Here is a 22,017-nt window from a genome sequence, read left to right as displayed (position 1 = left end):
TGGAGGGTCCTAGGACCCTCCATTTTTCTTATTCTCCTTAAAGCTCTGTGCCCCTTTGAGAATTCCGATAATACCATTCGTGCTATAGCTCAGATCCTCAGTAATCGTCTTGAATGTAACATTCTTGTTTCCATCTATATGATAAAGGATGACATCATCATCTGTAATCTCATCCGATTCAGAAACGTCGATTTCAGTGATTTCATTATCATCAATGAACTGGTTGAACCAATAATATGTGTAGTCTTCATCAAACAGTATATGATGCCGGATCTCGGGTTCGACACGACGCCTTTTCTTTTCGCTGTCAATGGGATAGGGGAACATTTTAACATTCTTCAGTCCAAACTCCTGTGACATTTCATTGAAAGCCAGATGGTTGAAAGTGTATGACCGGGTCGTCAGCAGACACTGCTCATAAGGAGTGAGATCTGTCTGTACCCTTTCCCCTTCAGAGAGCAGGTTGCCATCGAAGGTTTCCAACCCGCGCTCCTTTGCCCGTCTCGGATCGGAGTTGAGCAGATCAGATATGAGTACAGGAATCTCATGGGACTGGAGGCGTTCAGCAAGTTCCAGGGAGAATCTGTTCTCACCGATGATGATGACTCCTGGAGGTGCCGTACTCGAAAGTTTCAGGATCCTGCTCAGCGGCTTGAAGCTGAAGCCATAGATAACCACCGTCACAAAGACGAACCCGAATGTCACCGGAACGATATGATTTGCCATCTCGACCTCCTGGGAGATGAACAGGCCGGCAAAGAACTCCGCCACTGCCAGTGCCACGATGCCCCTTGGCGCTACAAAGGAGACGAATGCACGCTCTTTGAAGGCTATCCCGGTGTTTATTGTAGAGAGAAGGATATATGCGGGACGGACAATGAGTATCATGACAATACAGAACAGCACAAGCTGCCAGCTGATGACTTCACTGAGCACTTCCCGCGTCAATGAAGAGGTGATCAATATGAAGACTGTGGAGACCAGAATCAGTGTCATCTCATCAATGAAATGATCGGACTCCTTATAGATCAGACTGTGATTTTTAAGCCGTGCCATTACAAGCCCGAATATGGTGACCGCGAGCAGTCCGGATTCATGAAGCACTGCATCACTGAGGCTGAAAATGAGCAGTATGAAGACGAACTGGATGGGCGCCATGAGATTCTGGGGAATGAAGTCCCACTGGATGAGCCACTTGAAGAGGTACGAAGCACCGATGCCAAGGCCGAAAGCTACGGCAAAGCCGGTAATATAGTTCATGAAAAAGTCGATACCGAAGCCCCGCTCCATCATCTGGAAAATATAGAATGCGAAAAGGGCGAATAACGGACCAACAGGGTCGAGTATGATGCTTTCCCATTTCAATATGGAGTTTACAGAGTTCTTCACCTTCGCCTGCTTAAGCAAAGGTTGTATGACAGTGGGCCCCGTCACTATGAACAGGCCGCCAAGTACAAATGATATGGACAGCGGCAGATCCAGTATGAGATACAAGGCCAGAGCACCCATAAGCCAAGCCAGAACAGCGCCAATGCTGACGATTCTGGCAATCGCCTTGGAAACGCCGGGAAGCTCCCGGTAATCCAGGTTGCTGCTGCCTTCAAACAGAATGATTGCAACGGCAAGCGATACAATCGTACTGAAGAGTTCGCTGCCCATCAACTGTTCCGGATTGACCAATTGGAATATGGGCCCGACGAGCAGTCCTGCGATGGACATCACTACAATCGCCGGCCATCTGATCATCGTCGCCAGCCATTGGCTCAGTATGCCGAGGCCGATGAATAACACGATCATCAGCATCAATGGCACTTCTATATTCATTATACTCACCCTTTCTTCCGAAAATCAGATATATAATCTACTGTAAAAATACAGCACTATGATAAAAAAAGACAGATACAAATCCTGTGATGGATTTCGTATCTGTTCTTTACCCTATTATTTCTATTTTACAATCATTACAGGAATATTCGCGCGTTTTGCCACTTTGTGGCTGACGCTTCCAAGCACCATTTCCTGCAGACTGTTCAGTCCTCTTGTACCAAGTACGACAACATCATATTTTCCGGAGTTCGCAACCTTCACTACGGTCTCCTTCGGTTCTCCATGTTCAAATGCCATTTCGTAAGTGACGCCGGATTCTTCGAAAAATCCGGTGATGTCCGAGATTTTTTCCATCCGTTCACGTTCCAGGCTCTTGCTGTTGGATCCATGCAGCACATCTGCTTTGGAATCCGAATATCCGATTACATTCAGAATGGTGACTGTTGCACCTTCATTATAGAACTTCCTGATTTCCTGCGCTGCCCTGTAGCTGTTCTCGGAACCATCCGCAGCGAGCAATATTGAATTGTACATCGTTGATCCTCCCTATACCAGTTCTTCTTTATTGATCATGCTGAGTTCGTTGATGATTTTACGGCTATCCTTATTCAGATTCCTGATGTAGACCTGATTATTCTTCCGCCTCATTTTGGTGATCATCGTATCAATCGCATCGACACCTGAATCATCCCATATATGAGCATTGGTAAAATCAAGTTCAATCATCCTGTTTTCATCATCGAGATCAATCTGGTTCATCATCGTGTCTACAGAGGCAAAGAAGACCTGACCATCGATGCGGTACTTCACTTCATTGCCTGATTCAGTCTTGTCCACTTCGACATTGGAGATCTTCGTTGCAAAGAAGAGGGCACTGAGTATGACACCCGCGACGACGCCAATGGCCAGGTTGTGTGTCATCAGAACGATTGTGACCGTCACCACCATGACAACTACATCGGTCCTTGGTGCTCTGGTCATATACTTGAATGAACCCCAGTCGAATGTCCCGATTGATACCATGACCATGATTCCTGCCAGAATCGGCATCGGCACCTGGACGACGAGATCGCCAAGTACGATGATCAGGAAGATCAGTACAATTCCTGCTGTAAAAGTGGACAACCGTGTCGTCGCACCAGATTTCACATTGATGATGGACTGGCCAATCATTGCACAGCCACCCATGCCACCGAAGAAACCGGCGATGATATTGGATACACCCTGTCCACGGGACTCCCTGTTCTTGCTGCTGTAGGAATCCGTTGCATCATCAACAATCTTCGCTGTAAGCAAGCTTTCCACCAGTCCGACAATCGCCATCGAAATTGAAAACGGCAGGATGATCCGGAGTGTTTCCAATGTATATGGTACATCCGGAATGATGAAGCTTGGAAGCGACCTCTCGATGGCACCGAGGTCTCCGACTGTCCTGACATCCGCTCCCATGAACAGATAGATTGCAGTCAGTACGACAATCGCTATAAGCGGTGCCGGTACCGCCTTGAAGAAACGCGGGACCACATAGACGATAAGCAGTGTCACCCCTACATAGAGGTATGTTGAAATTGAAATGCCGAATATGTGCTCGATCTGCGACATGAATATCATGATGGCCAGTGCATTGACGAAACCGAGCATCACTGATTTCGGAATGAATTTCATCAGTTTGCCAATTTTAAGTATTCCGAGCATCAGTTGGATCAGACCCATGAGGAGAGTCGCCGCCAGCAGATACTCCACACCATACTCTCTCACCAAGGGTGTGACAAGCAGGGCAATTGCACCTGTCGCAGCAGATATCATTGCGGGACGGCCACCGAGAATCGAGATGGATACCGCTATGATGAACGAGGCATACAGACCGACCATCGGGTCCACACCTGCAATAATCGAGAAGGCGATCGCTTCCGGGATGAGTGCCAGGGCTACTACAATACCGGCAAGAATATTCGTTTTTGGATCAGTGAGCCATTCTTTCTTTAAAGTCTCTATCATTTTTTACGCTCCTATTTTATAATCATAGAGCCTATTATAATCACTGAAGTTTCAAATGTATACCCCTTTTTGAAATTATACGTGATATAGTTGAAATCTAGGAGTGTTGGATATGAAGTATGGATACGCACGGCCAGTGGAACTCAGTGATTCCATGGAGGAGCAGGAACAGAAGCTGGCAAAGCATGCCGACCAGCTATATTTGGAAAATCATAATAATAATAAAAGACGGACACAGCTCGATGCACTGCTGTCGGTGATGGAGACTGGTGACGTCCTTTACGTGACAGACCTTTTCATATTGGCCGATTCCACAAAACAGCTTGTCGATCTGGTCAATGCAGCGGTGGATAAACAGGCCACCATCATTATACTGAACAAGGCCCTCACCATAGATTCGGAAACGTCATTCACTTTCCACCAGTCACTCAACCTCATTTCCGATTTCCAGAGTGACATCGTCAAGTTCAGAACGCGCCTCGGCATGACTGAAGCCTCTTCCAAAGGCAAGCAGATCGGCCGTCCGAAACGCAGCGATGAAAACATCAAAAAAGCCATAGAGATGTACATGTCGAAAAAGTATACACTCGATGAAATCAAAAAAGAGACGAATATCAGCCGGGCGACACTCTATCGTCACCTCGATCTATAGATGAAGAATAGAAGATGGTCCCCGTGCCATCTTCTATTCTTTTTTAACATATCCCTGTATCACTGCACTCTTCCCCCGGTGCATCCTCCCTTCCTTGCGCCGGACAATCACTTCCTTAAGTTCCATAATTTCCACATCATACTTTTCAAGTTCCCGTCTCATATCCCCTACATCATAAAGCATATGGATATCTTTGGGGCCGCCTGTCTGGAATTCTATCTGCCTCTTCGAATACAGTTCAAAAGCGATATGTCCGCCAGGCTTCACGATCTGTACCATATTTTTAATCATTTCCTCTTTCCCTTCAGGTGCTACATGTCCGAAAACATTAATGCTCACATCGTATACACCGTGTGGAAGTGCATCAGGTTCCGTGATATCCACAAGGCTTGTGCCAACAGTCACTCCCGCTGCCTGTGCCAGTTTCCTGGTCTTGTCGAGGCCCACCCGGGAGTAGTCATAGGCCGTGACATCATGGCCAAGTTTCGCCATGTATACCGCATTGCGTCCTTCCCCTTCAGCAAGCAGTGCCACTTTTGCACGCCCCTTTCCATGGAATATGGACTTTATCCATTCATTTGGTTCCGTCCCATAGATATATTCATCTTCGTCAAACTTCTCATCCCAATGGTTCATCATGTCCCATCCTTCCACTTTTTTCAGATAATTGATGTCCGTCAATTTTCATTTACCCCAACCACAATATAATAATAGTTGAAAGAAGGAACAGGACAAAAAGAAAGGAAGAGGAAAATGAGAATAGATTTGAAGACGGAAACATTCACTTGTCCGAGCTGCATCAAAAAGATTGAAGGCAATCTGAATAGGGCAGAAGGCGTCGATGCCGTAAAAGTATTGTTCAACTCCAGCAAAGTGAAAGTCGAACATGATGAAAACAGGATTGATCCTGAAGAGATCAAAGACATCATAGAAAAGCTCGGCTACGAAGTGCATAGTGTCAAATCCAGCTGATCACCAGAACCTTCCCGGGCTAGGGGAGGTTCTTTGTGTCGATCAATATCTTTGAATACGTTACTCGAGACCTCTAGAATATTAACCGTGAAAGTATTTCAAATGGAGGAATATCATATGAAGAATGAACAGATTGTTCTCGCAAAACGGCCGGAAGGTGTACCCGGTGATGATGTATTCAGATTTGAAGATATTGATGTGAGGCAGCCATCCGATGGAGAAGTACTGATCAGGCCATTATATATATCCGTCGATCCATATATGAGGGGACGCATGTCCGATGCCAAATCCTATGTCGCTCCGTTCGAACTGGATCAGCCCCTTCATGGGCATGTCGTCGGCGAAATAATGGAATCGAAGAATGATGCATTCGAAAAAGGGGATAAAGTAGTCGGAGTACTGCCATGGCAACGTTATATCACCGTTACAACGGACAATATATCGAAAATCCAGAATTCCGATGTGCCAATCCACCTCTACTTGAGCACACTCGGCATGACCGGCCAGACAGCCTACCATGGCCTGCTCAAGATCGGCCAGCCGAAAGAAGGGGAGACGGTCGTCGTTTCCGCCGCTTCCGGTGCTGTGGGTTCGGCCGTTGGACAGATTGCTAAAATAAAAGGGGCAAGAGTCGTCGGCATTGCCGGGGGAGAAGAGAAGGTAAACTACCTTGTTGAAACACTCGGTTTCGATGCCGGTGTGGACTATAAGGCAGACGACTTTGCTGATGCATTCGAGGCTGCAGTACCCGATGGCGTGGATGTCTATTTCGAGAACGTGGGTGGAGAAGTTTCGGATGTCGTACTGCCCCATCTGAACACGTTCGCACGTGTACCGGTATGTGGCACCATCTCCAGTTACAACAATAGGGAGGATGATATCGGTCCCCGCATACAGTGGATACTCGTCAAGACGCAGGCACTGATGCAGGGGTTCATCGTAGGCAATTATGCGGATGATTTCGAAGCTGCGGGCAAGCAGCTGGCGGAATGGGTACAGGAAGGCAGAATCCATACAGAAGTGACCGTTGAAGACGGATTCGAAAATCTTCCAAGTGCATTCAGAAACCTCTTCGAAGGCAAGAACCTGGGCAAACAGGTTGTAAAGATCGGTGAATAGAAGCAGAAGACGCATCCGGGTCGGATGCGTCTTCTTTATTTTACATATAATCCATCACTGTGCCGATCCTCAAAGAGTACTGGACATCGATGACCCTTTGGTTGAGCGATCCCCGGAAAGGGATGCCGGGCCTATAGAGCCAGTCTACAAAAGGACCATCGACCAGCACATCGATCTCTTTGAGCATTCCGTACCTTCTTTGATCATTGGCCAGGTATTCGAACATGAAGCCGGTCCATACCCATATGGATTTCGCCTTGCCGAAACGGGCACGGAATCGGCTGATTATTTCAGTCGCAAGCGCCATATTGCAGAAGGGCTCACCACCCAGTATGCTGAGCCCTTCGATATAGTCCGCTTCACAGTACGAAATAATCTCTTCAATGACGGCATCCGAGCATCTCTCCCCGTAGGTGAACTTCTGTGCATGCAGATTATAGCACCCGGGGCATGAGAAGGGGCACCCCGAGAGGTAGATGCTGCACCGTACCCCCTCGCCATCGACGAAGCTGTGCGGCTCTATCTTTGCAATATGATACTGCCCATCATAGATCTGCAGTGCCTGCATCACACATCACTCATATGCTTGACGCGGGCTTTGATTTCCTTATGCCGCCCTTCGATCGTCGGGCGATTCACCGGATTGCCGAGATAGCCGCATGTCCGTTTGACGACATCCACGGTATCAGGATCCTGGTTGCCGCAGTTCGGACATCTGAATCCATTTTCTGTCGTTTCGAAGTCGCCATCATAGTGGCATTCATAACAGTGGTCGATTGGCGTATTGGTCCCGAGATAACCCACTCTGTCATAGGAATAGTCCCATACCGCTTCCAAAGCTTTAAGGTTATGTGTCATCTTTGGATACTCGCAGTAGTGGATGAAGCCGCCACTCGCAATTTCAGGGTAATCCTTTTCAAAATCGATCTTTTCAAACGGTGTGATGTCCTTGCGGACGTCATAGTGGAATGAATTCTGATAGTATCCCTTATCCGTTATATGTTCAATATCACCGAACCGCTTCTGGTCCAGACGGCAGAAACGGTCAGTCAACGACTCGCTCGGTGTGCCATACACACTGAAGAATATATCATAGTCATCAGTCCAATCGAACTGGTACTGCTTCATCTCCTTCAGAATATCCATCGTGAACGCCTTGGCCCTAGAGTCCTCTTCCCACTCCGGGCCATAGAATACCGTCGCCGCTTCATAAAGTCCGATGTAGCCCATGGATAATGTGCAGCGCTCCCTGGTGAATACATCCATCACATCCTCACCCGGTTCGAGTCGGATGCCGAAGGCACCGCTTTTATAGAGGATTGGGGCGTTGTCACTGACTACCGACTTCAGCCGCTCGACCCTGCACATGAGGGCATCGTGCATCAGCCGCATCTTCTCATGGAAGAGCTCCCAGAAAGCTGCTTTGTCTCCCCCTGATTCGATTGCAATCCGCGGTACATTCAGAGTAACGACGCCCAGGTTGGCCCGGCCGCTGTTTATGAACGCCCCGGCCTCATCCTGCCAGCTCGGGAGGAATGAACGGCAGCCCATCGGTGCCTTGAAATCACCAAGCAGCTCCACCGTCCTGTCGTAATTCAGGATATCCGGGTACATCCGCTTCGCCGAGCATTTCAAAGCCAGCTGCTTGATGTCGTAATTCGGGTCGGCCGGAAAGAAGTTGACTCCTTTTCTGATGGAGAATACCAGCTTTGGGAATATGGCCGTAAATTTCTGGTCCCCGATGCCGTCGAGTCGCGTATTCAGTATCGCACGCTGGATATGCCTGCTGTATTTGTCGGTCCCGAGACCAAAACCGATCGTAACAAAAGGCGTCTGGCCATTTGATGTATAGAGGGTATTGATCTCATACTCCAGACTCTGTATGGCATCTCTGATATCCTTCTTCACACGTGCTTCGACATATGCTTCAGTCTTGTCCCCATGCACGTATTCCACAACCACGGCACGATGATGGTCTTCATTTTTCTGTGCATATTCACTCAACACTTCGTCTATGCGATCGACCGTGCATCCCCCATACTGGCTGCTGGAAACATTTGCGATGATCTGTACAATCTGGGCCGTTGCCGTCTGTATCGATTTCGGGGAAACCACTTTCGCGTTGCCCATCTGAAATCCCTTCGCGAGCATTCCACGGATATCGATCAGGCAACAGTTCGTCATCGGCTGGAAAGGGTGGTAGTCGAGATCATGGAAATGAATGTCCCCTTCAGCATGTGCTTTTGCGACATATTCCGGCAGCATCCGCTCCAGTGCAAACGACTTGGCCACAACTCCGGCGGTCAAATCCCGGAAAGTGTTGAATGTCCTGCTGTCCTTGTTTGCGTTCTCATGCACAATCGATGGATTGAAATCCAGCAGTTGTGCAATATCTTTATCCAATGTATTCATAAGACCACTCCAAATCCTATATATTGTGCTTCAACTAGAAAACTAACACAATATATTGTTACTTTATTTATTTGAAATGGTTCGTCTAATTTCTGACAAAAAGATATGAACGATTATTGAAATATAAAAAATACGCCTTCCCAATGAGGGAAGACGCAATTCGCATCAGGAAAATATTCTGTCTATCTTCTCAATCTCCGCCTGTGTCAATTCAACTTCCGCCGCTTTGACGTTTGATCTGATCTGTTCGCCATTCTTGGCCCCTGGAATGAGGACATCGACAGAAGGACGGGTCAGGTAGAAGGCCAGGACGATATGGGCGACTTCTTCACCTTTTTCAGCGGCAAGCTCCTTGAGCTGATCGACTTTCTCCAGATTCTCCTTGAACTGGTCTTCCTTATAGAAGGGCAGGTTCGCCCGGAGGTCTTCGAACTTCGTATTCTCGTCATATTTTCCTGCAAGCAGTCCTGCAGCCAACGGGAAGTATGGAATGAAAGTGATCTGGTGCTCTGCCGTATATTTCAGCAGGTCTTCCTCAGCGGACCGGTCGAGCAGGTTGTACTGGCCCTGGTAGACGTCCACATGACCATCCTTATCCGCTTCCTTCAGCTGATCGAAGGAGAAGTTGGATACACCGATGGCACGGATTTTGCCCGCTTCCTTCAGCTCGGCAAGTGCCCGGATCGCCTCGTCTTTTGGCGTCTCCTCGTCCGGATAATGGATATAGAAGAGATCGATGTAGTCCGTCTGCAGTCTCTCGAGTGCTTCATCCACCGCCTGCTTGAGAAACTCGGGAGAATTGTCGAGAGTCGTATTGCCATCTTCGTCCACCCGCTGGGCGGCCTTTGTCGCAACGACGACGTCCTCGCGCCTGTATTCCTTCAATACTTCACCAATCAGTTCCTCGGAACGTTTCGGTCCATACATATAGGCTGTATCAATCAGATTGACACCGGCATCGATGGCATCCCTGACCACCTGGCGCCCCGCCTCTTCATCGAGGTTCTTATACAGATTGTGGCCACCAACTGCGTTGGCACCAAGTGCAATCGGGTGTACTTTGATTCCGGACTTGCCAAGTTCAACATGCTCTGTCATATTCAAAAACTCCTTTTTCTAAGGTTTCATTACAATCATAGTCATCAAGTATGTTTTATTCAAACCAAGTGCTCAAAAAACCGGAACACATGGTCCCGGCTTTCCGAATCATATTATGCTGTCACAGGGGCCATTCCCCTGAAATCCACAAGCTGGTAGGCTGCTTCGACGTCTGTATCACTTGGAGGTTCTACATCATTCAATTCGTAGGGCACACCGAGCGCTTCCCATTTATGGACACCAAGCTGATTATAGGGGAGTATTTCGAACTTCTCGACATTATTCAGGGAATTGATGAATCTGCCGAGTTTGATGAGGTCCTCCGCATCATCGGTCAGTCCCGGGACAAGTACATGTCTGACCCATATCGGCTGATGACGCTCCGACAGCATTTCTGCAAACTTGAGTATATGGGTATTCGGCCGTTTGGTCAGATGGATATGCTTTTCATTATCGATGTGCTTCAGGTCGAGGAGTACTAGATCCGTATATTTGAGCAGCTCCTCCATCCCGTTCGTGAAAGTTTCCGAATCATTTGCACATCCGGCGGATGTATCGATGCACGTATGGATGCCTTCGGCTTTCAGCGCCTTGAACAGTTCAGTCAGGAAGGGCATCTGCAGAAGCGGTTCCCCGCCGCTGACAGTGACACCCCCGCCTGAAGCTTTGAAGTAGGGAATATAGGGTCTGATCTCCTCGACCATCTCTTCTGCTGTCACCACTCTTGCGGCGCCACGCATCTTCCATGTATCCGGGTTGTGACAGAACAGGCACCTGAGGACGCAGCCCTGAGTGAACAATACATAGCGCAGACCTGGTCCGTCCAGTGTTCCGAGACTTTCTACAGAATGAAGATTCCCTTTGATCATGATAAACCCCTGCCTCTTTTAATAGTTTCTACATTCTCTCATGGAATGTGCGTGCGATGACATCGAGCTGCTGTTCGCGTGTCAGTTTGATGAAGTTGACGGCATACCCGGATACCCGGATGGTCAGCTGTGGATATTCTTCCGGATGATTCATCGCGTCGATCAGCGTCTCCCTGTTGAACACGTTGATATTCAGGTGGTGTCCGTGCTGCATGGCGTAGCCATCGAGTATGCCGACCAGGTTCATCTCCTGTATTCGCTCTTCCTTGCCGAGGGATTTCGGTACGATACTGAATGTGTTTGAAATGCCATCCTTACAGCTGTCATACGGCAGCTTGGCGACGGATGAGAGGGAAGCGAGTGCCCCTTTCTGGTCGCGTCCATGCATCGGGTTCGCCCCCGGCGCAAACGGTTCGCCGGCTTTGCGTCCATCCGGTGTGTTGCCGGTCTTCTTGCCGTACACGACGTTTGAAGTGATCGTCAATACACTCATGGTGTGCTCTGCATCGCGGTATGTCCTATGCTTTCTGAGTTTCGCCATGAAGCGTTCGACCAGTTCGATTGCGATATCGTCGACACGCGCATCGTTGTTGCCGTATTTCGGATAGTCCCCTTCGACTTCAAAGTCGACCGCGATACCCTCTGCATTGCGCACCGGTTTCACTGTGGCGTGCTTGATGGCGGACAGTGAATCGGCGACGACCGACAGTCCGGCGATGCCTGTCGCCATCGTGCGATGGACATCCGTGTCGTGCAGTGCCATCTCGATTCTTTCGTAGCTGTACTTGTCATGCATATAGTGGATGACATTCAGTGAATTGATGTAGACACCGGCGAGCCACTCCATCATTTCGTCGAATTTCCTGTCCACCTCATCATAATCAAGCACTTCGGAAGTAACAGAGGAAAATTCAGGACCAACTTGTACGCCGGACTTTTCATCCCTTCCACCGTTGATGGCATAGAGCAGTGTCTTGGCCAGGTTTGCCCGGGCACCGAAGAACTGCATCTGCTTTCCGATCCTCATTGCGGATACACAGCATGCGATGCCGTAATCATCACCATAGCTTTCCCGCATCAGATCATCATTCTCGTACTGGATGGAGCTTGTCTTGATGCTCATCCTTGCACAATAGGCCTTGAAGTTCGCCGGCAGCCGCTCAGACCACAGTACTGTAAGATTCGGCTCCGGTGCCGGTCCGAGGTTGTCGAGTGAATGCAGAAAGCGGAACGCGTTTTTCGTTACAAGCGGCCGGCCGTCGATGCCGACGCCACCGATGGATTCCGTCACCCATGTCGGATCTCCTGAGAACAGCTCATTGTAGTCCGGGGTGCGGGCGAACTTCACAAGACGAAGCTTCATGATGAAGTGGTCGATGACTTCCTGCACTTCCGCTTCGGTTGCAACCCCCGCTGCGAGGTCGCGTTCTGCATAGATGTCGAGGAAGGTGGATGTGCGACCGAGACTCATTGCAGCCCCGTTCTGCTCCTTCACAGCCGCCAGGTATGCAAGGTATGTCCATTGCACCGCTTCCCTGAAATCTCGCGCCGGACGGCTGAGGTCGAATCCATATATTTCCCCAAGCTTTTTCAGTTCACCGAGTGCACGATACTGTTCCGACATCTCCCCACGCAGACGGATCACATCCTCCGACATGACGGTCGTCATGCTGTCGAACTCATCCTTCTTCTCATTCATGAGGAAATCTATGCCGTAAAGCGCCACTCTCCGGTAGTCCCCGATGATGCGGCCACGGCCGTATGCATCAGGCAGGCCGGTGATGATGCCCGCCTTGCGGCATGCCAGCATCTCCTTCGAATAGGCATCGAATACACCCTGGTTATGCGTCTTGCGGTAGTCGGTGAATATGCTTTCCGTCTCCTTGTCGAGCTCATATCCATAGGCCTCACATGCCGCCTTTGCCATGCGGGTGCCACCGAATGGCTGCATGGAGCGTTTGAACGGCGCATCGGTCTGCACCCCTACGATTGTTTCCAGTTTCTCGTCCAGATAGCCCGCCTTGTGGGAAGTGATCGTCGATACGGTCTTCGTGTCCATATCCCACATGCCGCCACGCTCACGTTCCTCCTTGGACAGTTCCAGCACCTGCTTCCACAGCCGTTCCGTCGCCTCCGTCGGGCCGGCCAGGAATTCATCCGTCCCTTCATACAATGTGTAGTTCAACTGGATGAATTCCCTGACATCCACTTTCCTATTCCAACGTCCTGCTCTGAAGCCTTCCCACGCATCTGTTCTTTGAACTCTTTCCTTCAACATGAACATCCCTCCAAATGATTGTTCAATATATCACAAGTAAAGTATATCATTATCGTGAATTAATTCACATATAAAATTAAGAAAGATGTGTCAATTCTGCATCGATGAGACTTTATCCATTTGCAGATTTTTTTGGAAATATGAGACAATGAACCCAAATGCACAGGAGGCCCTTGCCATGACACGATGCACAAATTGCGGCACACGATGGACGTTCAAGGATAAACTGAGGAAGTCTTTTTCATTTGATAGGGGCATGTCATGCCCACATTGCGGAGAAGCGCAGTACCTGACCTGGCGTTATAGGAAGAAAAGCAGTCTGACCACTTTTCTGATGCTCCTGCTGTTCTTCCTGCCCAGCTTTTTCAATGCACCCTGGCAAGTCCATGTATCTGTCCTCATTCCAACATTGAGTGCTGGTATATTATTCCAGGTACACACCTTTGAACTCACTGACAACGACGATGGGGATTTCTGGAAGGTATAACTTTAAGGAAACTAAAAAAGCTGCCCGCAAGGCAGCTTTCAATGTATCATTAAACACTATCCATCCTTCTATCCACTTTCTCCAAACAGCTGCTTACGCCTCCAGCCACCGAAGTTATAATAGGTGAATGCAAATACGCTGCTGAGTATAAAACTCATGCCCATGCCGATACCGATGCCCACTTCTCCAAACTGGGAGGCGAAGAGGGCAGTCAATGGATACCGCAATATCCAGAAGGAAATGATGTTCAGGCCAAGTACTTGGTACATCGCACCGGAGGCTCGGACGATGCCATTGAGCACGAAGTTCAGCCCAAGGAATGGGTAGCAGAGGGCGACGATACGCAGGTACCGGGCACCGAACTGCACCGCTTCCTCATCCTCTATAAAGAGGCGCATGCCGAATTCGGCGAAGGTGATGACGAAGATTGCGACGGCCACCATGAGGCCGAAGTTGTAGAGGGCGGCATTTTTCGCAATCTGCCTGACGCGTTCCCAGTCGTTGATTCCGATATTCTGCCCGGCCATGCTGTTCACTGCGGTCCCGAGCGCCATTGCAGGCAGCATGATCAGGCTGTCGAGCCGCTGTGCGGCACTGAAGCCTGCAACGGTCTGGCCGCCGAACTGTGTGACCACACTGAGAATGGCTGCGACACCAGCATGGATGACGGCCATCTGCAGCCCGGCAGGAATGCCGAGGTTGAAGATCAGCCTGACTTCCTTGCCAGAAGGCAGGGAAGGTTTTGTGAAAGGGATCAGATCGTGCTTCACCGAGTAGTAGACGCTGTAGAGGAACGCGATGCCCTGGGACGCGACCGTCGACAATGCGGCCCCCTCGATACCCATCCCGAATCCTATCAGGAATACCGGAGCCAGCGCCGCATTCAATATGACGGCGACAAATACGACCCGAAGCGGCGTCTTGCTGTCGCCGACCGCCCTGAGGACCGTATTCATGAAGTTGTATGCAAAAAGGAAGAACATGCTCAGGAAGCTGATCTGCAGATAGATTCTTGCTTGCCCGAGCAGGTCTTCCGGTGTGCCGATCAACAGCAGCAGCTGCTCCGCGAAGACGAAGCCGATGATTCCGAACACCAGAGCCATGCTTGTCATCGTAACGATGAATGCATTCAGATAGGATTTGAACCCTTTCTCATCACGTTTGCCATACTGCTGGGACAGTATGGTGAGTGCAGCGTTGTTGAGCCCCAGTATGAATGACAGGACCGTGATCAGTATCGTCGTTGCAACAGCGACGGCACCGAGTGCCGATGCACCGAGTATATTCCCGACCCAAAGGCTGTCCACAATCTGGAATGACGTCTGGAGCAGATTCGTCAGCATGATTGGTCCGGAAAACAGTATGAGGGATTTCAAGATGGACCCCTGGGTGAAGTCCTGCTGATTCTGAGACATATCTACACCTACCAAATTATTTTTTCAAGAAGTTGCCAAATTCATCATCTATTATATAATTTAAAGTCAAGAGGGCAGGCAATATCACCTTGAAGATGTAACCCTTGTACCTATCATTCATGAGATGGGGGATGCATATGAAACTTTTCATAAATCCGCAGGTCCCTGCAGTTTCTCCCGGTGACGTAAACTATTTCATCTATGTCATGCTGATTGCTCTAGTCTTTCTTTTTGTATTCATGGTGAGAAAAACGCTTCCCGGACGAGCAGGTTTTGTCTTTTTCGTATTTCTGTTGCTTGCCATACTGCAAAGGATACTGATTATAGGCTGGTATCTGCTCACAGAAGAATATGATCCTGCCTATTCACTCCCTTTGCAGATCTGTCGGGTGGTCGTATGGCTTGTAATCCTCCAGTTCTTCATCCGACGTGACTTTCTGAACCAGATAATATTCTATATGGGACTTTTTTCCTATGGTGCTTTCTTCTACCCAATTGGTATCTACCCACCTTGGCATATGGCAGGTTGGGCATTCTTTCTGCTCCACGGCATCAATACAGTGTTTCCGTTCGCTATGCATTTTGCAGTCGGCTTCATTCCAACTTTCAAAGGCCTGCTTCAGGCCTATATCGTATTTCTCATCTACTTCTTTCTGGTCTACTCCTTAAATCCCCATTTTGACGGCAACTATTTCTTCATAGAACAGCGTCCTTTTTTTCATGAATTGGGAGCATCCGCCTATATCCTTGTTAATCTTGCAGGAACATTTTTCGGATTTCTGTTCGTCTATCTCATAGTGAAAGGTTCAATCCGGTTAAAATATCGGGCATCACACGAGGAGGAGGCATAGGAATGAATCTATCCTCCAAACAACTGCATGGCAAGATATAACGCCACACCCCATATGATGACTGCAGAAATCTTGTTGAGGGCATTCAGAAATACGCCTTTTGTATCGAAGTTCCCCACTGTCCTTCCGACTATCGCAAGACCGATGAACCACAGCCAGGAAATGACGATGCACGCTGCAGTGAAAACCACTTTCTCCAGCCCTTCGTAGCTGAGTGAGCTTGTACCGATGACACCGATCGTATCGATGATGGCATGGGGATTCAGCAATGAGACGGACATGGCGAACAGAATCTGCTTCTGCATGGACATCGCCGCCGCCTCCTGACTGAGGGTGGCTGGATCGCTCTTCCAGATCGACCATCCCATATACAGCAGAAAGATGATGCCAAGGGAGAAGATGACCGTCTGCAGGACCGGCATGGTCAGGACGATGACCGAGACCCCAAGTACAGCAAGGAGGATCAGAAGCGTGTCACAAAACCCTGCGGTAATGATGACGGGAATTGCCCCCCGCAGTCGTGGCTGTGACGCACCCTGATTGAACACGAAGACGTTTTGTGCCCCGAGGGGGAGGATTAGTCCGAATGCCAGAATAATGCCATGGAACAGTGCTGCAGTCATATTCATTCTCCTTCAGTTCTAATTATTATTGGCCGGGAAATGGAAAAAAGCCATTCCATTATATCGTGGAATGGCTCTCATGACCATATTTGAATCCCGACTTACTGTTCCGGGTGATGCTGAACGAACACTTCATAGGTGGAGAGTTCAGCTCCAAGAATCGGGTTATCTTCCGATTTCGCTTCAGAACCGCCCGAAGCATGCGCCTTCTTCGTCGCACGGCTTTCCCTCCAGGCATCGAAGCTTGCATGGTCCTCCCATGTCGTACATACTTCGATGACATCATATTCCTCCGTATTCTCCTTGACCAGCACTTCCATGAGGATGAAGCCATCAAACGTATGGACCGCTTTTGCCTTCGAGAACCGTTGGGCCACTTCCTCCACTCTGCCTTTTTCTACACGTATCTGATTCACTGCTTTGATCATATGACCGAATACCTCCTTGAATATAAACCATTTCTTCCACCTAAATATATCATGTATGACCGGATGCCTTACAGGATAAGCCTTCAGTGAAATATGGTATGATTTGAGTGAATGGTGGGCTTTATATCTGAAATCAAAGGGGATGGTTTCCATGGATAATAAGCAGAATGGCCAAAAGAAGGAGAAGAATGCATCCTACGTAGGAGTTGGCATTGCACTCGGTGCAGGTATTGGGACGGCTGTGGGTGTCGCAGCCGATGAAATTGCGCTGGGCGTCGCTTTTGGCAGTGCCTTCGGTGCAGTTCTCGGGGCAGTACTTACGAACATGGGCTCCAAGAAATGATGACACTGTATTCATACTCAAAAGGGTGGTTCATGGAGGAGAAGCGGAACAGCAATAATAACGCTAAAAAATCGAATGGAAGCCCGGGACTGCTGCTCGGCATACTCTTTGGAGCACTATTGGGCATTACCATCGACGAGCTGGCGGTTGGTATTGCTTTGGGAGCCGGGGTCGGCACAGCCATAGGCTCCAATATACCCAAAAATAATAATGAACACAGAGGTGACAGCATGATCCTTAAAGATGCAGAAGGAAAATACAAAATTTCTCTGGAAGAGGAACGGGCGGTGGTCCGGCAGGATTCTGAAGAGGTACACTATGCCATCATTGAAAGTAGGAGGGAAGTGGAAAATGCGGGCTACTGTGTGCTTAACAACATCTATGTTAATGAAGGCATGGAAGCACCTTTCGAAGCACGGTTTCTGAAGCGCCAGTCCAACCTGGTGACAGTCGATGGCTTCAAGGCCATTCGCGTAATGAAGGCAGTATCCGGCCCATATTACATCATTTTGACCTTGTGGGAGGATGAACAGTCGTTCCATAATTGGCAGGACTCCGAACAGTATGGTGAGACCCATAGGAAAAGGGGAACGAAATCCGGTCTCGATCGTGAAGTGGTCGATCGGGAACAGTCGTTCAATGTCCGTTTCCAGCTGGAAAATGAATAGCTAAATAAAGCAGTGATGCATCCGTCACTGCTTCTTCATATTGAAAACATAGGCTTACTTATGTAAACTTGTTTATTGTATTCAATTTGCGATACCAACCTTCCCAACATTAGAAAAGAAGTGTCTTATTATGAAACATTTCCTAAACCAGATACCTGTCTCGATCTGCGGCCTGATACTCGGCCTTGTATCGCTCGGCCATCTCTTCTTCTCCATACAGCACACTCTCATCGGGTGGGCTTTCACTGGCATGGGCATACTGCTGATGCTCCTGTTCTTCATGAAAATCACCGTTACGGGCAGAGACACCCTGAAAACATTGGATAATCCTGGCGTGGCTGCCATATCACCGACATTTCCGATGTCGCTCATGGTACTCTGCAATATTCTCGGCCATTTCACTGTAAATGATCCGCTCATATTCGCTGTATGGTGGCTTGCCATCATCCTGCATTTTGGCCTGATGGCTTTCTTCGCCCTCACCTTCGTCACGCCGAACAGGATGAAGTCCGAATATATCAATCCCGGCTGGTTTGTCACTTTTGTCGGCATCGGTGTCATACCAACCACTTCAAGCAACTTCGGAGTGGAGTTCGGCCAGATTGTCATCTGGATTGCCCTCGCATTCTATCTCATCCTGCTGCCGCTCGTCATCAGCCAGGTGATAAAACAGCGGACCACCCGTGCCACACTGCCACTCGTTGCCATCGTCGCTGCACCGGGTTCGTTATGTCTGACCGGCTATATCTCCGTCATGGAACATCCTTCTGAAATGCTCGTATATTTGCTGCTCATCCTGTCGCAGACAGTATATTTTCTGATTGTCATGAGGCTTCCCAGAATCATGCGTTTCAGATTTCATCCGAGCTATGCCGCCCTGACGTTTCCAGTCGTCATTTCTGCTACGGCGATCATCTATACATTGCAGATGACGGATGGCAGAAGTCTGATGAACAGCATACTCGGATTCCTTTCCACCATCGAACTGTCACTGGCTGTCATCATCGTCACCTATGTACTGATACGCTATTCGATTTTTATCGTGCAATGCTATGCAGACAACGGCCAGTCATATAACTAGGACCGCAGTGAGAGGCACTGCGGTCCTTTAATTTTCAATATATAATCATGAGTGGGGTTCTGATGAGAACTGGACCTTGATCAAATAGGAAACGGGATTCTCTTCAAACAGGTCTTCTGCACGGACATTCCCCTTATTCAGCGCCTCAGGTACAACACCTCGTACTTCAGATGCATTATCAAAATACTGCATAACACCGATGACCACTTCCGCTTCATCACTGAAATCGACGGACTCACCAATTTCAGTGCTGGACGTCCTGCTCATATTCTCCATATCAACCTCCTCACCAAATACAGCATCAAGCTCACTGATACTGTAGACTCCATTATCCATATGTATAATCTTAATTGATTTCCGATCGTTATTCTGGTCTTGAAGGGAGAAATAAAGTCTTCCCTCGTCTGATCCACTTCCAGTTTCATCTGTTCTTTCCGTACTATGCCTCATCAGATACTCTTCTTGTTTTTCTCCGTATACATACTCTTCAATCCAAATATTCAAATAAGGTTTTTCCAAATCTGCATGCTCAACCTCATAAACAAATGTTTCCTCGGAAAGGGCTGATATAAGCTGCTTTTCATTTTCAGAGACTTCAGCTGTCTTCATCGTATTGGTTGCACTTCCGCATCCAGCCAGTACCACCACGACTATTCCAATCAGTATATCCCTTATCCTCATCAAATTCTCCTTTTCAACTTATTATTCCGAATACGTCCAACGTGGTAAACTATCAATAAGAATATTCTATCATTGGGGTGAAGCAGATGAACATGACAATTACAAGATGCACAGAAAATGACTGGAAACAGCTGCAGGAGATCAGCCATGTCACGTTTGACGAAACGTTCAGGGCACAGAACAAACCGGAGAATATGGAAGCCTACCTTGCCCAGGCATTCACTGAAAAGAAGGTTAAAAATGAACTTTCTGAAAAAGACTCCCAGTTCTTCTTCATATATGCAGGGGATGACCACGCCGGCTACCTAAAAATAAACACTGGAGATGCCCAGACCGAAGAGATGGGCAATGATGCTTTGGAAATCGAACGGATTTACATACTGAAGGCTTTCCAAGGGCAGGGGCTTGGCCGCATACTGTTCGATAAGGCAATGGATATCGCCAATGAAATGCAGACCTCCAAAATATGGCTCGGTGTATGGGAAAAAAATGATAAAGCCATCGCCTTCTACAAAAAGCTCGGCTTCAGGGAGGAGGGGAGCCATTCCTTCTACATGGGGGATGAAGAGCAGACTGATATCATCATGGTGAAGCCGCTTGCATCATAAATTCGAAAAAGGGGTGTTCTGATGTATATACCAAAGTACTATAAAGTAACTAATTTGGATGAAATCGAAAGCTTTGTAAGAAACCATCCATTCGGGACAATCATATCCAATGATAACGGCCGGCCAATGGCCACCCATGTTCCCATGGAAATGAGCCGGAGTGGCAATGGCCATGTCATCACCGGGCACCTTGCGAAGGGCAATCCGCAATGGAAGACCATTGATGATAACGACGATATACTGCTCATATTCCAGGGGCCACACGCGTACGTTTCCGCTTCCTGGTATGAAAAGGAGGAGGTCTCGACCTGGAACTATCAATCCCTCCACATCTATGGTTCAGGAACATTGCTTTCAGAGGACGAATTGGAGAACGACCTAATCCACCTGCTGGATCGCTATGAAGGCCATCGCGAGGCAGGCAAGACATGGGAAAACCTATCCGATAAGAGTAAAGGTCAGATAAAAGGTATCGTCGGGTTCAAAATAGAAGTCAATGAAGTGCAGGCGGCCTACAAAATGAACCAGAACAAAAGTAGGAGAGACTTTGACAGCGTCATGGAACACCTGGCCGAGAAGAATGATCAAAAAGCACGTCAGATATCAGAAGAGATGAAAAGACACAGATATTAGAGTCGAAATTGCCAGCCAATATCCAAACAAAAAAAGGATGACCTCCCAATTGAGGCCATCCTTTTCTCCGTATTACTTATTGTGTCCACTCTGATACCATATCCTGATTCTCTTCAACCCAAGTTGTAGCCGCTTCTTCAGGTGAAGCGCCTTCTTCTATATCAAGCATTACTGCTTCCATATCTTCTGTCGTCCAACTAAAGTTATCGAGAATATCATAGGCGTGCGGGCTGTCTTCACCCAGTCCTTGACGAACGATGGTATTGATGTGTTCTTCTTCTCCGAATATACCTTCAGGATCATCGAGATATTTCAAGTCATGTACTTGGAACTTCCAGTGGGGGGACCAGCCTGTAACGACGATTTCCTCGCCATTTTCCATTGCTTGTCCAAGTTCAGTCGCCATTGCACCTGAGGATGAAGTTTGTACTTCCCATCCTTCAAGGTTATCGTACTCTTCCACTGCATTTTCTGCGGCTTGGACAACGCCAGCCCCTGGTTCAATACCAGTGACAGTCTGTCCAGCTTCATCGCTAAGATCAGCAATCGAATCTACTGGGAAGTCCTGAGGCACGACCATACCAATTTTTGCACCTTCCAAGTTTGCGCCCAGATCTTCAAATTGTTCTTCATACTCGTCGTATAGATCTCCATGTGTCAAAGGCAACCATGCACTTACCATGCCATCCGATTCACCGGTTGCGACCGACTGCCACATGATGGCATTATCAAGCGGTGTTATTTCAACGCTGTATCCAGCATCTTCCAAGACTTTCTGGATGACGTAAGTAGAAGCAATTTCTGAATCCCATTCTACATATGAGAGAGTAAGGCTCTCTTCACCCAAGTTACCATTATCTTCTGTTCCGCCTTCTTCTGATGTCTCCGTCTCTTCCGTGCCCCCACATGCTGCAAGGACAACTGATAATACAAGTGTCAGTACTAAAAGATTCCACTTTTTCACAAAATAACCT

Annotated in this window: 24 protein-coding genes; 10 read left to right on the top strand and 14 right to left on the bottom strand. The window is 48.3% G+C overall.

Features of this window, described 5'->3' with window-relative positions; all coding sequences use genetic code 11:
• Window positions 1-9 precede the first annotated feature (9 nt).
• The 3 genes from RQP18_RS00365 to RQP18_RS00355 form a co-directional block, all read right to left on the bottom strand.
• Complete coding sequence (locus tag RQP18_RS00365) at window positions 10-1,824, bottom strand: cation:proton antiporter (RefSeq protein WP_342388214.1); 1,815 nt, start codon at window positions 1,822-1,824, stop codon at window positions 10-12.
• 123 nt (window positions 1,825-1,947) lie between these two features.
• Window positions 1,948-2,361, bottom strand: a complete 414-nt coding sequence (locus RQP18_RS00360; protein ID WP_342388213.1) for a universal stress protein — start codon at window positions 2,359-2,361, stop codon at window positions 1,948-1,950.
• Between the two features lie 12 nt (window positions 2,362-2,373).
• Complete coding sequence (locus RQP18_RS00355) at window positions 2,374-3,825, bottom strand: SulP family inorganic anion transporter (protein ID WP_342388212.1); 1,452 nt, start codon at window positions 3,823-3,825, stop codon at window positions 2,374-2,376.
• Window positions 3,826-3,937: 112 nt separating this feature from the next.
• Here RQP18_RS00355 and RQP18_RS00350 point away from each other — a divergent pair, with 112 nt between their 5' ends.
• Window positions 3,938-4,477, top strand: a complete 540-nt coding sequence (locus RQP18_RS00350; protein WP_342388211.1) for a recombinase family protein — start codon at window positions 3,938-3,940, stop codon at window positions 4,475-4,477.
• 33 nt (window positions 4,478-4,510) lie between these two features.
• Here the strand turns inward: RQP18_RS00350 and RQP18_RS00345 are convergent, their stop codons facing one another.
• Window positions 4,511-5,158, bottom strand: coding sequence for a class I SAM-dependent methyltransferase (locus RQP18_RS00345; protein WP_342388210.1), 648 nt, complete (start codon window positions 5,156-5,158; stop codon window positions 4,511-4,513).
• A gap of 72 nt (window positions 5,159-5,230) precedes the next feature.
• Here RQP18_RS00345 and RQP18_RS00340 point away from each other — a divergent pair, with 72 nt between their 5' ends.
• Both RQP18_RS00340 and RQP18_RS00335 read left to right on the top strand, forming a co-directional pair.
• Window positions 5,231-5,449, top strand: a complete 219-nt coding sequence (locus RQP18_RS00340) for a heavy-metal-associated domain-containing protein (protein ID WP_342388209.1) — start codon at window positions 5,231-5,233, stop codon at window positions 5,447-5,449.
• A 117-nt stretch (window positions 5,450-5,566) separates the two neighbouring features.
• A complete protein-coding gene (locus RQP18_RS00335) occupies window positions 5,567-6,568 on the top strand; it encodes an NADP-dependent oxidoreductase (RefSeq protein WP_342388208.1) in 1,002 nt (333 codons plus the stop codon).
• A gap of 40 nt (window positions 6,569-6,608) precedes the next feature.
• Here the strand turns inward: RQP18_RS00335 and nrdG are convergent, their stop codons facing one another.
• From nrdG to pflB, 5 genes are all read right to left on the bottom strand, one after another.
• Window positions 6,609-7,136, bottom strand: a complete 528-nt coding sequence (gene nrdG, locus RQP18_RS00330) for an anaerobic ribonucleoside-triphosphate reductase activating protein (RefSeq protein WP_342388207.1) — start codon at window positions 7,134-7,136, stop codon at window positions 6,609-6,611.
• Entirely contained in the window at window positions 7,136-8,980 is a 1,845-nt protein-coding gene (gene nrdD / locus RQP18_RS00325; protein ID WP_342388206.1) for an anaerobic ribonucleoside-triphosphate reductase, read from the bottom strand. The genes nrdG and nrdD overlap by 1 nt, the downstream gene beginning before the upstream one ends.
• A gap of 165 nt (window positions 8,981-9,145) precedes the next feature.
• The gene (locus tag RQP18_RS00320) at window positions 9,146-10,078 is read right to left on the bottom strand and encodes an aldo/keto reductase (protein WP_342388205.1); all 933 of its coding nucleotides are present in this window, start codon (window positions 10,076-10,078) and stop codon (window positions 9,146-9,148) included.
• Between the two features lie 113 nt (window positions 10,079-10,191).
• Window positions 10,192-10,947 (bottom strand): pyruvate formate-lyase-activating protein, encoded by a 756-nt coding sequence (pflA, locus tag RQP18_RS00315; protein WP_342388204.1) that lies wholly within the window; start codon window positions 10,945-10,947, stop codon window positions 10,192-10,194.
• Window positions 10,948-10,975: 28 nt separating this feature from the next.
• A complete protein-coding gene (gene pflB, locus RQP18_RS00310; RefSeq protein ID WP_342388203.1) occupies window positions 10,976-13,225 on the bottom strand; it encodes a formate C-acetyltransferase in 2,250 nt (749 codons plus the stop codon).
• Window positions 13,226-13,373: 148 nt separating this feature from the next.
• On the opposite strand from pflB, the gene RQP18_RS00305 reads away from it, so the two are divergent.
• Complete coding sequence (locus tag RQP18_RS00305; protein ID WP_373446095.1) at window positions 13,374-13,712, top strand: TIGR04104 family putative zinc finger protein; 339 nt, start codon at window positions 13,374-13,376, stop codon at window positions 13,710-13,712.
• A 68-nt stretch (window positions 13,713-13,780) separates the two neighbouring features.
• Here RQP18_RS00305 and RQP18_RS00300 read toward each other — a convergent pair whose 3' ends face one another.
• On the bottom strand, window positions 13,781-15,127 hold the full coding sequence (locus tag RQP18_RS00300; protein WP_342388202.1) for an MATE family efflux transporter: 1,347 nt from the start codon (window positions 15,125-15,127) through the stop codon (window positions 13,781-13,783).
• A gap of 137 nt (window positions 15,128-15,264) precedes the next feature.
• On the opposite strand from RQP18_RS00300, the gene RQP18_RS00295 reads away from it, so the two are divergent.
• Entirely contained in the window at window positions 15,265-15,978 is a 714-nt protein-coding gene (locus tag RQP18_RS00295) for a YwaF family protein (RefSeq protein ID WP_342388201.1), read from the top strand.
• An 8-nt stretch (window positions 15,979-15,986) separates the two neighbouring features.
• Here RQP18_RS00295 and RQP18_RS00290 read toward each other — a convergent pair whose 3' ends face one another.
• Window positions 15,987-16,601 carry a LysE/ArgO family amino acid transporter gene (locus RQP18_RS00290; RefSeq protein ID WP_342388200.1) on the bottom strand — a complete coding sequence of 205 codons (615 nt, stop codon included), beginning with the start codon at window positions 16,599-16,601 and terminating at the stop codon, window positions 15,987-15,989.
• Between the two features lie 101 nt (window positions 16,602-16,702).
• On the bottom strand, window positions 16,703-17,029 hold the full coding sequence (locus tag RQP18_RS00285) for an antibiotic biosynthesis monooxygenase (protein ID WP_342388199.1): 327 nt from the start codon (window positions 17,027-17,029) through the stop codon (window positions 16,703-16,705).
• A 151-nt stretch (window positions 17,030-17,180) separates the two neighbouring features.
• Here RQP18_RS00285 and RQP18_RS00280 point away from each other — a divergent pair, with 151 nt between their 5' ends.
• The 3 genes from RQP18_RS00280 (at window position 17,181) to RQP18_RS00270 (ending at window position 19,121) form a co-directional block, all read left to right on the top strand.
• The gene (locus tag RQP18_RS00280; RefSeq protein WP_342388198.1) at window positions 17,181-17,372 is read left to right on the top strand and encodes a hypothetical protein; all 192 of its coding nucleotides are present in this window, start codon (window positions 17,181-17,183) and stop codon (window positions 17,370-17,372) included.
• Window positions 17,369-18,040, top strand: coding sequence for an antibiotic biosynthesis monooxygenase family protein (locus RQP18_RS00275; RefSeq protein ID WP_342388197.1), 672 nt, complete (start codon window positions 17,369-17,371; stop codon window positions 18,038-18,040). Before RQP18_RS00280 ends, RQP18_RS00275 begins: the two co-directional genes overlap by 4 nt.
• A gap of 130 nt (window positions 18,041-18,170) precedes the next feature.
• Window positions 18,171-19,121 carry a TDT family transporter gene (locus RQP18_RS00270; RefSeq protein WP_342388196.1) on the top strand — a complete coding sequence of 317 codons (951 nt, stop codon included), beginning with the start codon at window positions 18,171-18,173 and terminating at the stop codon, window positions 19,119-19,121.
• 45 nt (window positions 19,122-19,166) lie between these two features.
• Here RQP18_RS00270 and RQP18_RS00265 read toward each other — a convergent pair whose 3' ends face one another.
• On the bottom strand, window positions 19,167-19,802 hold the full coding sequence (locus RQP18_RS00265) for a hypothetical protein (protein ID WP_342388195.1): 636 nt from the start codon (window positions 19,800-19,802) through the stop codon (window positions 19,167-19,169).
• Between the two features lie 86 nt (window positions 19,803-19,888).
• On the opposite strand from RQP18_RS00265, the gene RQP18_RS00260 reads away from it, so the two are divergent.
• Both RQP18_RS00260 and RQP18_RS00255 read left to right on the top strand, forming a co-directional pair.
• Entirely contained in the window at window positions 19,889-20,410 is a 522-nt protein-coding gene (locus RQP18_RS00260; protein ID WP_342388194.1) for a GNAT family N-acetyltransferase, read from the top strand.
• Window positions 20,411-20,431: 21 nt separating this feature from the next.
• Complete coding sequence (locus RQP18_RS00255; RefSeq protein ID WP_342388193.1) at window positions 20,432-21,043, top strand: FMN-binding negative transcriptional regulator; 612 nt, start codon at window positions 20,432-20,434, stop codon at window positions 21,041-21,043.
• Between the two features lie 76 nt (window positions 21,044-21,119).
• On the opposite strand, the gene RQP18_RS00250 is transcribed toward RQP18_RS00255, so the two are convergent.
• Entirely contained in the window at window positions 21,120-22,007 is an 888-nt protein-coding gene (locus RQP18_RS00250) for a glycine betaine ABC transporter substrate-binding protein (protein WP_342388192.1), read from the bottom strand.
• Window positions 22,008-22,017 lie beyond the last annotated feature (10 nt).

Source organism: Salinicoccus sp. Bachu38, assembly GCF_038561955.2.
GTDB classification, from domain to species: domain Bacteria; phylum Bacillota; class Bacilli; order Staphylococcales; family Salinicoccaceae; genus Salinicoccus; species Salinicoccus bachuensis.
The sequence above is the reverse complement of the archived record's forward strand: the minus strand, read 5'-3'. Positions and strand labels throughout refer to the sequence as shown.

What these genes read in the sequence shown, in the direction of transcription:
- RQP18_RS00365 (WP_342388214.1), bottom strand. Translation starts at nt 1,824, where the DNA reads ATGAATATAGAAGTGCCATTGATGCTGATGATCGTGTTATTCATCGGC.
- RQP18_RS00360 (WP_342388213.1), bottom strand. Translation starts at nt 2,361, where the DNA reads ATGTACAATTCAATATTGCTCGCTGCGGATGGTTCCGAGAACAGCTAC.
- RQP18_RS00355 (WP_342388212.1), bottom strand. Translation starts at nt 3,825, where the DNA reads ATGATAGAGACTTTAAAGAAAGAATGGCTCACTGATCCAAAAACGAAT.
- RQP18_RS00350 (WP_342388211.1), top strand. Translation starts at nt 3,938, where the DNA reads ATGAAGTATGGATACGCACGGCCAGTGGAACTCAGTGATTCCATGGAG.
- RQP18_RS00340 (WP_342388209.1), top strand. Translation starts at nt 5,231, where the DNA reads ATGAGAATAGATTTGAAGACGGAAACATTCACTTGTCCGAGCTGCATC.
- RQP18_RS00335 (WP_342388208.1), top strand. Translation starts at nt 5,567, where the DNA reads ATGAAGAATGAACAGATTGTTCTCGCAAAACGGCCGGAAGGTGTACCC.
- nrdG (WP_342388207.1), bottom strand. Translation starts at nt 7,136, where the DNA reads ATGCAGGCACTGCAGATCTATGATGGGCAGTATCATATTGCAAAGATA.
- nrdD (WP_342388206.1), bottom strand. Translation starts at nt 8,980, where the DNA reads ATGAATACATTGGATAAAGATATTGCACAACTGCTGGATTTCAATCCA.
- RQP18_RS00320 (WP_342388205.1), bottom strand. Translation starts at nt 10,078, where the DNA reads ATGACAGAGCATGTTGAACTTGGCAAGTCCGGAATCAAAGTACACCCG.
- pflA (WP_342388204.1), bottom strand. Translation starts at nt 10,947, where the DNA reads ATGATCAAAGGGAATCTTCATTCTGTAGAAAGTCTCGGAACACTGGAC.
- pflB (WP_342388203.1), bottom strand. Translation starts at nt 13,225, where the DNA reads ATGTTGAAGGAAAGAGTTCAAAGAACAGATGCGTGGGAAGGCTTCAGA.
- RQP18_RS00305 (WP_373446095.1), top strand. Translation starts at nt 13,374, where the DNA reads ATGAACCCAAATGCACAGGAGGCCCTTGCCATGACACGATGCACAAAT.
- RQP18_RS00300 (WP_342388202.1), bottom strand. Translation starts at nt 15,127, where the DNA reads ATGTCTCAGAATCAGCAGGACTTCACCCAGGGGTCCATCTTGAAATCC.
- RQP18_RS00295 (WP_342388201.1), top strand. Translation starts at nt 15,265, where the DNA reads ATGAAACTTTTCATAAATCCGCAGGTCCCTGCAGTTTCTCCCGGTGAC.
- RQP18_RS00290 (WP_342388200.1), bottom strand. Translation starts at nt 16,601, where the DNA reads ATGACTGCAGCACTGTTCCATGGCATTATTCTGGCATTCGGACTAATC.
- RQP18_RS00285 (WP_342388199.1), bottom strand. Translation starts at nt 17,029, where the DNA reads ATGATCAAAGCAGTGAATCAGATACGTGTAGAAAAAGGCAGAGTGGAG.
- RQP18_RS00280 (WP_342388198.1), top strand. Translation starts at nt 17,181, where the DNA reads ATGGATAATAAGCAGAATGGCCAAAAGAAGGAGAAGAATGCATCCTAC.
- RQP18_RS00275 (WP_342388197.1), top strand. Translation starts at nt 17,369, where the DNA reads ATGATGACACTGTATTCATACTCAAAAGGGTGGTTCATGGAGGAGAAG.
- RQP18_RS00270 (WP_342388196.1), top strand. Translation starts at nt 18,171, where the DNA reads ATGAAACATTTCCTAAACCAGATACCTGTCTCGATCTGCGGCCTGATA.
- RQP18_RS00265 (WP_342388195.1), bottom strand. Translation starts at nt 19,802, where the DNA reads ATGAGGATAAGGGATATACTGATTGGAATAGTCGTGGTGGTACTGGCT.
- RQP18_RS00260 (WP_342388194.1), top strand. Translation starts at nt 19,889, where the DNA reads ATGAACATGACAATTACAAGATGCACAGAAAATGACTGGAAACAGCTG.
- RQP18_RS00255 (WP_342388193.1), top strand. Translation starts at nt 20,432, where the DNA reads ATGTATATACCAAAGTACTATAAAGTAACTAATTTGGATGAAATCGAA.